Genomic DNA, 14293 nt, shown 5'->3' with positions numbered 1-14293 from the left:
CCTTTCTTTCCTGGGTCTCAGTCGGTCCAACTCATGCGATTGAGGAACATGCTCTCATTCGCGGTTGGCTGCCACTTCAGCCCGTTCGCGGCGCCATAGATGGCGGCGGCCTGATAGAGCGGTACCAGTGGCACGTCCGAGGCGACGAACTCGCTGACCTGCCTGTAGGCGTCGAGCCTGGCCTTTTCGTCCAGCGTGTTGCGGGCCGTCTCCAGCAACTTGTCGATGTCCGGGCTCCTGAGCGAGGACCACGAACTCGACGAATGCAGCAGCGGGAACAGCACGCCGTCGACGTCCTGGCAGGCGCAAGACCAGCGGCCGAAGGAGATCATTGGCTGTTTGTCGGGATCGCTCTGTACGTGCTTGAGGTAGGTCGCCATGTCGGTGAGCTGCAGGTCGACCGGAAGGCCGACATCGGTGAGCATCTGGGCGACGGCCTGCACGATGCGCTGGTCGAAGGTCGGCGATGTGGCGAAGGCCAGGTGCGTGCCGGAAACCCCAGCCTCGGCGATCAGCTTCTTCGCCTTCTCGGGATCGTAGGCGCTGCCCTTGATGCCGTCGATATAGCCGAAATGCGAGGGGGTGGCCATCTGATCAGCGGGCTTGTCGAAGCCGCCAAGGATGCCGTCCACCAGCCCCTGCTTGTCGATGGCATAGGCAACCGCCTGGCGCACACGCACGTCGTTGAACGGCGCAAGCGTGGGATTGAGCTTCACATAGGCGACACGCTCGGTAAGTGCGATGAGCGCCTTGGCGACGCTCGAACCCTTGAGCTGGGCGGCCTGGTCGGAATCCATGCTGACGACGAGGTCTGCCGCGCCCGACTCGAGGTCGGCGACGCGGGTAGCAGCATCTGGCACGGCGCGGAATTCGGCGCTGGCGAAGGTGCCCTTGTCGCCCCAGTAGGCGTCATTGCGCACGAGCGAGACCGAGACGCCGCGCTGCCATTTGTCGAATTTGTAGGGTCCCGAACCGACCGGCGCGAGGTTGAAGGCGTCGTCGCCAACCTTCTCGACCACATGCTTGGGCACGATGGAGAGCTTGACGAGCTGGGCCAGCAGCACCGGATAGGCGCCGTCGGTCTTGATCGTCACCTGATGCTCGCCGGTCGCTTCGGCGGAGGTGATCTTGTTGAACTGGCCTAGCTGCGGGCTGGCGAATTTCGGGTCGATGATGCGCTTGACGCTGAAGGCGACGTCCTCGGCCGTCAGCGGCGAGCCATCGTGAAATTTCACGCCGTCGCGAATGGTGAAGACGATTTCAGTATCGGAGGCGTATTTCCATTCGGTCGCGATCTGCGGAATGATCTTGCCGGCATCGTCGCGGGTCAGCATGTTGTCGAAGATGTTGCGGTAGACGTAGTAGCTGTCCGGGTTCCACTGTTTCTGCGGATCAAGCGATGACGGCTCGCTGACCAGGTCGATGACCAGTGCATCCTTCGCGTAGGCGGTCGTGCCGAGTAGCGGCGATGCAAGCAGTGAGAGAGATAGTGAGGCGGCGGCAAGCAGGCGATCGATCTTAAACATCGTCGAGTGTCCCTGTTCTGGTTGATTTTTTTATTTGCTTGGGCGTAGGAGCGGCGAGGTCCTGTTGGACCGGCGCACGACGGCCCGCCGGCTTGCCGACGGTCGCTTCCGATTCCAGGAAGCGGGAAAGCAGGAAAGCCTCGAACGCGCCGATAGCGTCCGTGACGTCTTCCGCCGCCTCGACCGGGCGGCCGGCGACCAGGGCCTGGATCAGGCACGGCCGGTCCGGCGGCGTCAGCCGCGCAGGGCCGTGTGCCTCGAAGAAGTGAATCAGGCGCGCTGAACGGTCCCACAAATCGCCCAGCCAGCCCGCGATCACGGGCATGCCGAGACGATTGGCCAGAAGATCGAGGAGATCGCGTTCGTAACGACGAATGGTCGGCAGCACATCGCCTCCCGGATCGTCGCGCTGCGCCAGTGCGAGATGCATGTCGGCCAGCCGCTCCAGCCGCGCGCGATCGCCTTCGCCAACAACCACCGAGCCGAGAAGGGGCTCCAGCCGACGGCGGGCCGCGACGACCTCGCGGATTTCTCCGGCCGATATGGGGGAAACGGACCAGCCGCTGCGGGCGCTGGCCGATACAAAACCTGCTGCTTGCAAGCGGGCCAGCGCCGCCCTGACGGCGCCACGGCCAAGTGCGAACTCTTGCGCCAGGCGGGCTTCCGAAAGGCGCTCGCCGGGAGCCAGCACGCAGTGGACGATCGCGCTTCTCAGTGCGCGCTCGGCGGCTTCGCCTTTGCCGCCGGCGGGAGCGGGCGATGCATATGCGTCGTTGTCGAGCATGATCCTCCTTTTTGTTTCTTCCGCCGAAAGCTCGGATCGAGGCATCGGCGTCATCCGGCCAGCGAACCTGTGCTCATGCACCATTGAAGGCAGGCCTGAACGATGATCGGGATTCACGATTGCATCCCTTCTATTGACATGTCAATCTTGAAAACTGGCGCTGCATATACTCTAACTGAGATGTTAGATGGTAGATTGAGGATGGATGTCGTCGGCCAGAACGGGGGAGCGCAGGCATTGTTTTGACGCAGGGCATCGGCGCTGGAAAGTTCAACTGGGAGGAACAGTCATGAGAGCACACACATTGATGTTCGCCGCCTTGATGGGAGCGGCGGCCGCGTTCACGCTTCCGTTGTCTGGGGCATTCGCCAAGGACATGCTGGTGATCGACTTTGTCGGCGAGCCGAACTCGCTCGATCCGCATATGCAATGGAACCCCGACAGCTTCAACGTGTACCGCAACATCTTCGATAATCTCATCACACGTGACGATGAAGGCAAGATCGTCCCGCAGATCGCGACCGAGTGGAAATATCTTTCCGACACCGAGGTGGAGTTTAAGATCCGCGGCGATGTGAAATTCCACGACGGCAAGCCGCTGACGGCTGACGACGTCGTCTTCTCGATCAAGCGCATCACCGATCCCGCCTTCGCCAGTCCGCAGCTCAGCCAGTTCAACGAGATCACCGACGCAGTGGCGAAGGACCTGGCCACGGTGGTAGTCACCACCAAGGGGCCTTATCCAGTGCTGCTGGCGCAACTGACGAAGCTTTCAATTGTGCCCAAGCACATCGTCGAGGCCGAAACCAAGGACCAGTTCAACCTCAAGCCGGTCGGCAGCGGTCCGTACAAATTCGATCACTGGACGCGCGGCGTCGAGGTGGTGGTGGCGCGCAACGACGACTACTGGGGGCGCAAGGGGGTGTTCCCGAAGGTTTCGTTCCGCGCGGTGCCGGATGCGGCGACGCGGGTCGCCGACCTGCTTGCCGGAACCAGCGATCTGGTCACCAACATCGACAGCGACCTCGCCAACCAGGTCAAAGCCTCCGATGGGGCCAAGGTGATTGCGGCGCGCACCGAGCGCGTCGCATACTTCGCCATGAACGTCAGCAAGCCGCCGCTCGATGATCCACGCGTGCGGCTGGCGATTGCGGAAGCGATCGACAAGGACGGTATCGTCAACGGCATCCTGGGCGGCTACGAGCGGTCGGTGCCAGAGCTAGCCTCGCCCGCCCATGTCGGCTGGGTGGAGGGGATTGAGGCTCCGACTTTTGACCCGGCGAAGGCGAAGGAACTCGTCGCCGAGGTTGGCGACAAGGCCAAGCAGGAGTTCTCCATCCTGACCGCGCCCGTCTATGACCAGCGCGTCGTCCAGGCGATCCAGCAGATGCTCGCCGATGTCGGCCTTAACCCCAAGATCGAGATGACAGACATGGGCAACTGGCTGCAGCGTATGCAATCGGGGCCAAACAGCATTCCTCAGTCGGCCTTCAGCCGCTGGTCGTGCGGCTGTCAGGACGCAGACGGCATCATGTACCCGATCCTGCATTCTTCCAGCGGCTGGGCCAACATCAAGGACGCCGAGGTCGACAAGGCCCTCGACGAAGCGCGCTCGACGATTGACACGGATAAGCGCACCGCATTGTACAAGACCGTGCACGAGATCGTGGCGAAGCAGAATTACGTGATCCCACTCTATCAGGCCTCGGTAATCTACGGCGCCGGCAAGGGCATCGAATTCACACCGACGCCGAACGAGAACATCTTCGTCAATCGCATCGGCTGGTCGGGCGAATAGGCAATGTAGCGTGAAAGAGCTGGGCGACGGCCCGGCTCTTTCGCCGCTCTTCCAACTCTGCGTCATTCCTCGATCGGCGGCGTCGAAGCCTGCCGTACGATCGCCGAGACAAGTATCCGTATCCGTATTAATCAATCCAGTTTCGGCGTCCATTTCCGGTGTGGCGCGGGCCCTGACCGACCTCAGGGCTTGGCCGCTTTCAAGCTCGTGACGCCTCGACCACGTCCGAGGCGAGCGGCTAGGTGAGCCGGCCGGCGCCAGCGCGTCCGCCGCGCCCGCAAGCGAGACTTGAAAACGCCGCCTGATTCCGCAGTCGATCCGGCCGCGCGTCTATAAAACTTGTTCGAGGAACGCTTTTGTCCGCGCCTTTCGCGGGTGGTCCAGTATTTCTCGTGGCGCGCCGTGTTCGACGATGAAACCCTGATCGGTAAAATAGATGTGGTTGGCAAGCTCGTGGGCGAAACCCATCTCATGGGTGACCAGGATGCAGGTCATTCCTTCCTGTGCCAGTTCGCGTATGGTGACTAGCACTTCCTTGACGGTTTCGGGGTCGAGCGCCGCCGTCACCTCGTCGAACAGCATCAGGTCGGGGCGCATGGCGAGCGAGCGGGCAATGGCGACACGCTGCTGCTGGCCGCCCGACAATTCGCCGGGATAGGCGTCTTCCTTGCCTTCGAGACGTACCTTCCTGACGAGTGCGCGCGCGCGCACCTCGACCTCGCTACGGTCCTGCTTGAGAACGTTGATGGGCGCCATCATGATGTTTTGCAGCGCGGTCTTATGCGGAAACAAATTATACTGCTGGAAGACCATGCCGACCTTGCGGCGCAGCGCCAGCTTGTCGAGGGCCGGATCGTTGACCTCCTGCCCTTCGACGGTGATCGAGCCGGAGTTGATCGGCACCAGCGCATTGATGGAGCGGATTAATGTCGATTTCCCCGAGCCGGACGGCCCGATGATGCAGACGACCTCGCCCTTCATCACCTGGAAGCTGATACCCTTGAGCACCTCGGACTGGCCGAACGACTTATGCACGTCCTTGAGGCACACCATCGGTTGATCGGGGGTCCAGACAGGCATGAAACCTCAGCTCTTGACGTTGAAGCGCCGCTCGAGGCGGACGGTCCACAGGTTGATCGGGTAACAGTAGAGGAAAAAGCACAGCAGCGCGAAGCCATAGAGCGGTGCCAGCAGATCAGTACGCCCGCCTTCCGCATTATGAACCTGCGCGGTCAGGGTCAGAATTTCGTTGATGCCCACGATCGATGCCAGCACCGTGGCCATGGTGACGAGCGAATAAAGATTCATCCAGGAGGGCAGCATCCGCTTAACGCATTGTGGCAGGATGATCATCCACATCGTCTGCCGGCGCGAGAAGGCGAGCGAATCCGCGGCTTCCCACTGGCCGCTGGAGATCGATTGCACCGCGCCGCGCAGAATCTCGGCGACATTGGCCATGACCGGCAAGGCGAAACCGATGACTGCCTTGACCCAGTCGGGAAAGGGGACGGTGATCCCGCCTATTTGGAATTGATAGGGAATGAGGTACATGGCGAAGAACAGGAGCACCAGCCATGGCGCGTTGCGGAAGAACTGGGTGACAGCCCAGGCGCTGCCCCTTAGCCAGCGCAATTCGCTCATTTGAAGCAGGCCGAGGCCAACGCCCACAATCGTGCCGAGCGCCATCGACAACACCGAAATGAGAAGATTGAAGGCAAAACCGGTCAGAAGCAGCGGCATCCATTTGATGATGACGCCGATGATCGAAGACTCCTGCACGGCGGTCTGGGCGACGGCCCCTGGCGCAAACATCATCACCGCTCCGGCAAGTGCCAGGCCGTGCCAGGGGCGGAAACGAAAGACTGGCACAGAGGGCGGCCGAACCGCCAGCAGCACAGGCAGGTCGGTCTTGGCCGTGATGCGCGCGCCGATCATCGGCCGAATCCGGGGATGCGCAAAGACCGTTCCCAACGGTGCATGATCCAGACCAGCACCCCGACCAAAACCACGAAGGTGGCCAGCAACACGAACATCATTTCCGTCACATTCTGCGATTGTGCCCAGATCTGCGTCACGGCGTAGAGCGTCTCGGGAACAGCGATGGCGTAGGCGAGGGTCGTGGTTTTCAGCAGGTTCACGAGATTGTTGTTGAGCGACGGCAAGCACACACGCAGCGCCAGTGGCAGGACGACATGCCGGTAGACGCCGAGGCGGGTATAGCCAAGCGCTTCGGCTGCCTCCACCGTGGTGCTCGGGACCGCCTCGATCCCGGATCGGAAAATTTCGATATTGAACGCGCCGGAAAACAGCGAAAGCGAGATGATCGCCCATTGGACATTACTGAGCAGGGGCTCGCGCAGTCCGATCTCGTTGTAGGTGGTGGGTAGCAGTTCTCCCATGCCGAAATAGAAGAAGAAGATCTGCACCAGCGGAGGCGTGTTGCGGAAGATGACGACGAAAGCCTGGACGATGCCGCGCACGAGCATGATTTTCGAGCCTTGCAGCCAGGCACCGATCACGCCCACGACGAGGCTGATGAGGATCGACACGACACTGAGATAGATCGTCATGCCGATGCCGTGGAAGAACTGCGTAGCATCGTATGGATCGTAGAAGATCGTGAAATTCAGCCCTGTGGTTTCGTAGAGGCTACGAAACCAGTTGGCGATTTCCTGCATGCGAGTCACCCACCAACGGTTCCAACCAAAACGCGCGGCCTTTCAACGGCCGCGCGCCCAGAGATCGCATATGTCAGCTTTGGTTCTTGTACTTCTCATGCATGCGCTTGGAATAATCGGTGGGCTCGATCCCCCACTTCTTCTCAAGATCGACGATTGTGCCTTTTTTCATCCATGTGATCGTTGCCTTGGAGACGAAATCCCGCAGGTCGTCATTGCCCGGTGCCACCGCCATGATCCACGGCGTTTCCATGATACCCTTGAGAGGCATCGAGTAATCGGCGGACCACTGCTTATCGAGAAGTTTGCCCTGAATGTAGGTCTGGTCGTAGAGATAGCCGACGCAATTGCCCTGCTGCAAGGCGATGAGTGGCTTGTCTGAACCATCGAGCGCAACGATCTTGGCACCGTATTTTTCTGCGACGGATTTGTTGTAGAACGACCCGATCGTCGCGCAAAGCGGCTTGTCCTTCAATCCTTCCCAGGACGTGATCTTGGCGCGGTTCGACATCAACACGTTGACGGAGTCCGAATAATAGGGCGGATCGACCGCTTCGACGACCTTCCGGCGCTCAGGCTTGTCGGACATGGTTGCGATGAGAAGGTCGACCTTGCCCTGTTTGAGGAATTCCATCCGGTTGGCGGCAACGACCGGCACGAGTTCGAGCTTGACGCCGAGTTGCTTGGCGACGTCGGCCGCCAGATCGGGCTCGATGCCGATGATGCCGCCGGACGGATCACGGAAGCCGAACGGCTTGTAGTCGGCCTTGGTGCCGACGATCAGCGAGCCACGGCTCTTGATGTCGTCCAGCTTGCCGGCCGAGGCTTGCGCCGTCAGCATGGCGAGCGCGATACCCGCGACAACAATGGAAAGTCTCTTCATTCGCTTCACTCCTCCCGACGCCGTATCCCATTGTGCCGGGATCGGCGGACATTGCGTCGTGATCCGTTCACCGGCAGTCATGGCGGAGACAAACCCAGCCAGGATGACCAGGAAGCCGGCACCGTCGAAGCTAGAGCACGCTCACCGGAAGGTCAATCAACGGGCCTTCGCGGCCGCGCCTAGGCCGCCGATTCACATTTGCGTGCGCCCTCGACAATCGCAGAAACCAGCACATCGAGGGCATCGATCCTCGGCGGGTAGGCATCGAGGCCTTCGATGAGCAGCGAAAGCTCGGTGCAGGCAATGGCCAGCAGATCAATGTCGTCTGCAAGAAGCGCGTGGGCAGCAGCATTGAATTCGCCGCGCAGCCTTGCCGTCGCGCCTTCTTTCTTTACCGCCCTGATGATGTCCATGACCTCCGGCTGGCTTTGCGGATAACGGGTTTCGATCCCGAACGCCGCGAAAGCTTTTTCATAGATGCCGAGCTGCAGGACGGCGGTCGAGGCCAGCATGCCGACCCGCCCGTGGCGCAGCGGCTTCTGTGCGATTGCCGCGGCGGTCAGCGTGACCATGTCGAGCAGCGGAATGGAGACCGCCGCGGCGATGTCGCCGGCATAGGCGTGGGCAGTGTTGCAGGCGATCGCCAGCATCGTCGCGCCGGCGCTTTCCAGGCCCTTCGCCATGCGCACCAGTTCGTCGAGCGGACTTGGTCCGGTGCCGTTGATCAGGGCATCGATGCGCGACGGCACCTTCGGGTTCTGGTCGACCAGAAGGTGGATATGGTCGGCGTCGTCCGTGGCGGGCGTCGCTTCCATGACACGGCGCATCAGCTCTATGGTCGCAGCCGGCCCCATGCCGCCCAATACGCCGACGACTGGATGGGCGGGTGGGAAATGGCGGCTCATGTCCTGTCCCGCGGAGGGGCGATCAGGCATTGCTCTCAAAATCCGTCGGGTAACCGAACAGCCCGGCCGATCCGCCGGTATGAAGGAACACGATCGTCTCGCCCTTTTTGAAGAAACCTTTCTTCGCCAGGTCGATCAGCCCGGCCATGCCCTTGCCGGAATAGACCGGGTCGAGCAGGATGGCATCGGTGCGCGCCAGCGTTCGGATCGCCTCGATCGTGTCGGCAGCGGGGAAGCCATAACCTTCGCCGATATAGTCGCAATTGGCGACGATATCTTCGCGCTTGACGGCGCCGGCAATGCCGAGCTTCTCGGCGGTCCGGGAGGCGAGCGCGAACACATTCTCCTCCTGCCTGGCTTTCGGCGCACGCACGCCGATGCCGAGCACCGGCACGCCGCTGTTGATGCCGGCAAGTCCCGTCACCAGCCCGGCCTGGGTTCCGGCGCTGCCGGTGGCGTGCACGACATGGTCGATCTTTAGGCCGATGGCGTTCGCCTGATAGAGGAGTTCGATGGCGGCGTTGACGTATCCCAGCGCGCCGGTCGGATTGGAACCGCCGCCCGGTATCGTGTAAACCTTGCGGCCCTCGGCGCGCAGCCGCTCAGTGACTTTTTCCATTTCGTCGTTCATGTCGGGATTGCCCGGACAGCGCTCAAGCGTCGCGCCATGCAGGCGGTCGAGCAGCACGTTGCCATTCTCCTTATAGTCGAAGTCGGTCTTGCCGGTGCGATCCTCCAGCAGGAGATGGCAGGCGAGCCCAAGCTTCGCTGCCGCCGCCGCGGTCTGGCGCGCATGGTTGGACTGCGTGGCGCCCTGCGTGATGACGGTGTCCGCGCCTTCGGCGATCGCTTCCGCCATCAGGAATTCCAGCTTGCGCGTCTTGTTACCGCCGGTCGACAGGCCGGTGCAGTCGTCACGCTTTATCCAGATTTCCGGACCATTCAGTTCCTTCGTCAGATTGTCGAGCCTTTCGAGCGGTGTCGGCAGGTGGCCGAGCGTGACGCGGGGGTAGCGGGCGAGGTTCATCATGTGTCATCCCTTTTATCTTATCAGGAAGTATCGCATGTACCGTTGCGGAGAAAGCTTTTGTGCGGTTCGACGGAAACACGGTCATGCAATTTTGTGTACAGCGCATGGGCGTACACGCTTGAGGCGCTGTTCTTGAAGGCGCGCTGACGACGCTTGACGATCTGTAGCCGCCAACGTTGCTACTCTGCCACTTTTATTCAAAGCTATCGAGCGCCTGAACGGGATCGGCGTCGCGGGCTTCCGCGTGTTTCGATCTGCGGAAAGGCGAGAGGGCGCGAAACGACGAGCACTCGGCCACAGCCAGATTGATGATCATCAGATCAAGGGCCCCAGCCATATCGTGGCAGGCGCCGTCATTCCCCTGAAGGAATTTGCGGGCCTGCTTCAGGTGCTTTCGCGCTGCCTCGAAATCGATGTCCATCCGTGCCCCGCTTGAGAAGCCAGATTTTGGACAGTCTGCACCCTTCAAGAAAGCCGACGAAGAGCAAGTCGGTCGGCAATTGGAGGTAGGCGCCTGAAACGAAACCGCTGCCAGAGCCTTGGCTCGTCCTGATAGGGCGAAGTGTGTCCATCCATCAGTTATTTGGCAGCAACTCGAACAGCCGCGCACCATTCTCTCGGCCTCGCTCGGCATAGCCGATTATCCGAAACCATTTCACGACATCTGGGCCGTCAAGCCAGCTGCGCGAATGGATCGGAAGATTTCCGGTTAGCGCCTGGATTTGGCGGATGTGTTGTTTGCAGAACCGAACAGTCTTGGCGCTGAAGAAATCGTCCCGCGCGGAGAACAGGGTATCTGCTGCGCCGCCATGCTCATGCCACGCGATGATCGCGACGGTAGTATCATTCTCGACAAGCGCGTGGGCACGCCCTTCCTTCAAATTCATCATCAGATTGTCGTAGGCGGCCTTGCTGTCCTTGCCGGCCGCGACATACTCGTCTGACATCCGCTTCGACAAGTCATGAAAGACGTGTTCGAGGTCTCCGACTGTCGCTGTTCGTGCTCTCATGCATCCTCCTGACCCCAGGGCAGTTTGCCCTACGAACCGGGTATGTCCAAGCAAAACGAATCCACCATGACGGACATGAAGGGGGACAGCGTTCTCAGGGTGAGCGAGGAAGCGAGCGTCAACGCTTGAAGGACTGGCCAGGTTCAATGTTTCTTACCCGGTGTAACTGTCAATCTCCTCGCTTGAAACGAAACCCCCGCCGAAGAGGAGATATTAGCCGCAACCGGCTCGAACGATCTTGCCTGTTTTTGGATCGGTTTCGATAGTGACGCGTTCCTGCCGGAAATCCATTGTAACAGGGTCGCCAGGCTTGATTTGCCGAACGATCGTCGCACCGGTCAATTGCTTCGCCTGGGCGTCGGATACTCGATCTAGACCGACGAGTGCCGCTGCTGCTTCCTGATCGCAAATGCCCGAACGGGGTGGCGATTTCGCAGCCTCACTCTGGCAACCAGAAGCGAAGGCAATGCTTGCCGCCGTTCCCACCAAGAAGATTCGTCGATGCATAGTAACCTCCAGCATGTTTAAGATTTGGCCATTCAGGATGGCTCGGTTGATTGGCCTCAATAGGCTTGAAATGAAACCCGATAGGAGATCGGGCCTTGTTAGCAAAGGAAGGGCTTGCCGCGAGCCCGGAGGCGGCTGAGTGGCAGGCGATATAATCTACAATAGCAGGGCGAGGCTCGATCGTGGGAGGATCGCCGAAGCGTGATCGAGCCTCAAACCCGCTGACCCCCTCGTCAGCCCCAACATGCTGCCAGCGCCCTATGATTCGGGCAACTATGCACTGTGGATAAACAGACAGCCGTTCCGCCGGGCAACGAAAACCCCGTCAATCGCGGGATTTTCGCATGAGCGTTATGCCTCTGCTATTCCGTGGGTGCCGGCAGAGGCGTTGGTGTCGTGCCAGATGGTGCTGACATTGAGCTTGGCGGGGGTGGCGCTTGCGTTGCAGGCGGGAATTGGGGATCCTGCGACTGTGTCTGACTGCATGCAGCCAAGGCAATTGTCGCCAATCCAATGGCAGCGAGAAGTTGGAATTTACGGGTCATCTATCGTCCCTTCGATTTCGCTCCCCGCGGGTCGGCATCATCGGGATTGAGGACGCGAGGTCAACGTCGCCGCGATCAAAGGTTCTTACCGGCGGATACGAAAACCCGGCGCGAGGCCGGGATGGGAGAGAAGGCGGATTACGCCCGGACGAGTTCGAGTAGAGGCTCAAACGAATAGCGCGTCGCGCGGCGGCCCGCCGAGTGCAGACAGTGCGAGAGCCGCGCCTTCGCGCATCACAATGGATTGAGCGTGCCGTGCGGCAAAGTAGTCAAATTTTACGTCCAGATAGTCGTCGGTCATGCTGCACCATCGACCTCGGCGGCCTCATCCAGGTCATGGAAGGCAGATAGCCGTTGGCGACAATCACGAATGACCAGGCTGGCGAGTTCGTGACGAATTCCACGCACAAGAGATCGCCAAGACCCGGGTGAAGGAAACGCAGCGCCGTCATGTCGTGCTGCCCGTCACCATCACGCCGGTGGTGTCTGAATAGCCCCTAGATTTGTGGACGCCTTCCTCCCTAAATTTGAGGCAAGGAGGCCATGATGGGGACCAGCAGTTTCAGTGACGATTTCAAACGCGATGCGGTCGCACAGATCACCGAGCGGGGCTATCCGGTAACGGAGGTGTCGAAGCGTCTGGGTGTCAGCCCGCACTCGCTCTACGCGTGGAAGAAGAAGCTTTTGAAGCTTTCAGGTTCTGGCGATGGGGATCAGGCGGCGGAGATCCGGCACTTGAAGAAAGAACTGGCTCGCGTCACCGAAGAGCGCGACATCCTAAAAAAAGCCACCGCGTATTTCGCCAGGGATGCAAAGTGAGATACGCGTTCGTTGCCAAGCATCGCCAGCAGTTCACGGTTCGGGCGATGTGTCGTTGCCTGCGCATCCAAGCCAGCGGTTTCTACGCCTGGCTGAAGAACCCCTTAAGTAAGCGAGCTCGCGAAGACGCACGTCAGACCGAGCTCATCAGCAAGGCCTGGAAGGATGGCGGCAGGGTCTACGGCTACCGCAAGCTGCATGACGACCTTCTGGATCAGGGAGAGACCAGTTGTGTGAACCGCATTGCTCGCCTTGCAAGGCTTGCCGCGATCAGAGCCCAGATCGGCTACAAGCGGCGTCCCGGCTCTTATGGTGGCAAACCGTCTGTCGTGGTCGACAACACTCTGGCCCGGCAGTTCGATGTTGATGCGCCGGACGCGGCATGGGTGACAGACATCACCTACATCAGGACCCAGGAAGGCTTTGCCTATCTGGCGGTCGTGATCGACCTGTTCTCGCGCCGCGTCATCGGCTGGTCAATGCAGAGCCGCCAAACCACCGACATCGTGTTGCAGGCGCTGCTCATGGCGGTGTGGCGCAGGAAGCCGAAGGACAACAAGCGCGGTCATCGTCGTACTGGTCTCCCACGACTACGTGCGGATCGACATCCCCCATCGGAGTCCCCTGTTGATTCGAAGCATACTCCGAACCTGGGGATGCGGCATTGCCGATGATGGCGGATATCTTCCTACTGTGAGAGCAGCTCAATCGTATGCAGGTCGACGATCCTGCCCCGCACGGTATCGCCTTCGTGGAAGTGATCCTGAAACCATCTGGCGATCTGCTGGTTGGAGCCGACGACGCGGACGGCACCGGTCCGGTTGGCCGTCCTGTTGATTTTCGAGACGACCGTCTGGCTGCCATCGCTGAACCGGACACGGATCGGGTCGCCGTCCTTGCCCAGATGACGACTGGCCTCGACGCCGGGATTCAGGAAACCCTTGTTGTAATAGGTCGGGCCGAGCACGACAGAGAAAGACACCATCGCTTGACTGGATGCCTGTGGCTCCGACGGGATATCGGCCGACGCTCGGACACCAGCCTGCACGGTTTCGGTTTCCTCCGCCTCTTCACGTTCGGCTTCCTCGGAAATCGGCTGGCCCCTCTCGCGGCCGTTCCATGGCGGATCGAATTGACGGATCAGGCTGTCTTCGAGGCCCGCGGCCAGATTAATCTCGAAATCGGCGTAGCGGAGGTGCGAGATCGGCGTGAAAACGAAAATGCGGATTTCGGTTCCTTGGGCGATGGCGACCTTGATGTTGCGATGGCAGCGCTGGTTCGTCGCCTGCCGCTTTCCCGGACGGCAATAGCCGACGTATCGTTTCCGGATCGAGCGGGCAGTTTTCCCGATGTAGAGAACATCTTCGGCCTTCACGAATGCATAGAGCGCGTTCGGGGCGTCAAGCAGGACCTGGTTTGCCGCGGCATCGTCGCCGTCCAGATGGTAGGCGATAAAATCGCCGGACGGCTGCCATCGTCCGACGTCGACGAACCCGAGGTTTAGGAGAACCTCAGCAGTCAGTTCCGGATTCGCCATATGCGGATGCCCTCTCCTTGCCCGAGGACATGTCACGCATGGCCGTCCGTCGTGTCAACAATCGCAAACTGGCAAATGAACTATGGGAGTGATCAGTGCACGAAACGGCGCGCGACCCAAGCATAGCCATCCTCGGCATAATGAGTGGGCGTCGTTGGGGTCACTATTCGGTTAGTTTTCACAGCGCGTGCCTTTTGGAAGCCGGTCCTGGCTGCTGCGACTGCGGCCGATCCATATTCGATCTAACGCGTCAACACTGCGGAAGCGGTCT

Annotated in this window: 14 protein-coding genes and 1 pseudogene; 2 read left to right on the top strand and 13 right to left on the bottom strand. The window is 60.4% G+C overall.

All coding sequences use genetic code 11. The annotated features are described in order from the left end of the window. Positions 1 to 17: 17 nt before the first annotated feature. On the bottom strand, positions 18 to 1526 hold the full coding sequence (locus ACX3P0_RS18625; RefSeq protein ID WP_459090768.1) for an ABC transporter substrate-binding protein: 1509 nt from the start codon (positions 1524 to 1526) through the stop codon (positions 18 to 20). Continuing rightward, a complete protein-coding gene (locus ACX3P0_RS18620) occupies positions 1519 to 2310 on the bottom strand; it encodes a GntR family transcriptional regulator (RefSeq protein WP_459090766.1) in 792 nt (263 codons plus the stop codon). The genes ACX3P0_RS18625 and ACX3P0_RS18620 overlap by 8 nt, the downstream gene beginning before the upstream one ends. Positions 2311 to 2599: 289 nt before the next feature. Here ACX3P0_RS18620 and ACX3P0_RS18615 point away from each other — a divergent pair, with 289 nt between their 5' ends. After that, positions 2600 to 4108 (top strand): ABC transporter substrate-binding protein, encoded by a 1509-nt coding sequence (locus ACX3P0_RS18615; RefSeq protein ID WP_459090764.1) that lies wholly within the window; start codon positions 2600 to 2602, stop codon positions 4106 to 4108. Between the two features lie 330 nt (positions 4109 to 4438). Here ACX3P0_RS18615 and ACX3P0_RS18610 read toward each other — a convergent pair whose 3' ends face one another. From ACX3P0_RS18610 to ACX3P0_RS18565, 10 genes are all read right to left on the bottom strand, one after another. After that, positions 4439 to 5188 (bottom strand): amino acid ABC transporter ATP-binding protein, encoded by a 750-nt coding sequence (locus ACX3P0_RS18610; RefSeq protein WP_459090763.1) that lies wholly within the window; start codon positions 5186 to 5188, stop codon positions 4439 to 4441. Between the two features lie 6 nt (positions 5189 to 5194). Continuing rightward, entirely contained in the window at positions 5195 to 6043 is an 849-nt protein-coding gene (locus tag ACX3P0_RS18605) for an amino acid ABC transporter permease (RefSeq protein ID WP_459090762.1), read from the bottom strand. Further along, a complete protein-coding gene (locus tag ACX3P0_RS18600; protein ID WP_459090761.1) occupies positions 6040 to 6786 on the bottom strand; it encodes an amino acid ABC transporter permease in 747 nt (248 codons plus the stop codon). Before ACX3P0_RS18600 ends, ACX3P0_RS18605 begins: the two co-directional genes overlap by 4 nt. A 73-nt stretch (positions 6787 to 6859) precedes the next feature. Further along, positions 6860 to 7669: a transporter substrate-binding domain-containing protein gene (locus ACX3P0_RS18595; protein WP_459090759.1), complete on the bottom strand. Its 810-nt coding sequence runs from the start codon at positions 7667 to 7669 to the stop codon at positions 6860 to 6862. Between the two features lie 179 nt (positions 7670 to 7848). Beyond that, positions 7849 to 8574, bottom strand: coding sequence for a cysteate racemase (gene cuyB, locus ACX3P0_RS18590; RefSeq protein WP_459090757.1), 726 nt, complete (start codon positions 8572 to 8574; stop codon positions 7849 to 7851). Positions 8575 to 8596: 22 nt separating this feature from the next. Further along, positions 8597 to 9601 (bottom strand): D-cysteate sulfo-lyase, encoded by a 1005-nt coding sequence (gene cuyA, locus ACX3P0_RS18585; RefSeq protein ID WP_459090943.1) that lies wholly within the window; start codon positions 9599 to 9601, stop codon positions 8597 to 8599. 196 nt (positions 9602 to 9797) lie between these two features. After that, entirely contained in the window at positions 9798 to 10025 is a 228-nt protein-coding gene (locus ACX3P0_RS18580) for a hypothetical protein (RefSeq protein WP_459090755.1), read from the bottom strand. Positions 10026 to 10179: 154 nt separating this feature from the next. After that, positions 10180 to 10614, bottom strand: a complete 435-nt coding sequence (locus ACX3P0_RS18575; RefSeq protein WP_459090753.1) for a hypothetical protein — start codon at positions 10612 to 10614, stop codon at positions 10180 to 10182. 213 nt (positions 10615 to 10827) lie between these two features. After that, the gene (locus ACX3P0_RS18570; protein WP_459090751.1) at positions 10828 to 11121 is read right to left on the bottom strand and encodes an I78 family peptidase inhibitor; all 294 of its coding nucleotides are present in this window, start codon (positions 11119 to 11121) and stop codon (positions 10828 to 10830) included. A 711-nt stretch (positions 11122 to 11832) separates the two neighbouring features. Continuing rightward, positions 11833 to 11967, bottom strand: a complete 135-nt coding sequence (locus ACX3P0_RS18565) for a hypothetical protein (RefSeq protein ID WP_459090749.1) — start codon at positions 11965 to 11967, stop codon at positions 11833 to 11835. 245 nt (positions 11968 to 12212) lie between these two features. On the opposite strand from ACX3P0_RS18565, the pseudogene ACX3P0_RS18560 reads away from it, so the two are divergent. After that, a pseudogene (locus ACX3P0_RS18560) lies at positions 12213 to 13036 on the top strand (IS3 family transposase); the annotation flags it as partial. A gap of 137 nt (positions 13037 to 13173) precedes the next feature. On the opposite strand, the gene ACX3P0_RS18555 reads toward ACX3P0_RS18560, so the two are convergent. Continuing rightward, positions 13174 to 14022 carry a GIY-YIG nuclease family protein gene (locus ACX3P0_RS18555; protein WP_459090747.1) on the bottom strand — a complete coding sequence of 283 codons (849 nt, stop codon included), beginning with the start codon at positions 14020 to 14022 and terminating at the stop codon, positions 13174 to 13176. Positions 14023 to 14293 lie beyond the last annotated feature (271 nt).

This window comes from Mesorhizobium sp. A556, assembly GCF_054489545.1.
Note: the sequence above shows the minus strand (reverse complement) of the source record. Positions and strands in the feature narration are given on the sequence as shown.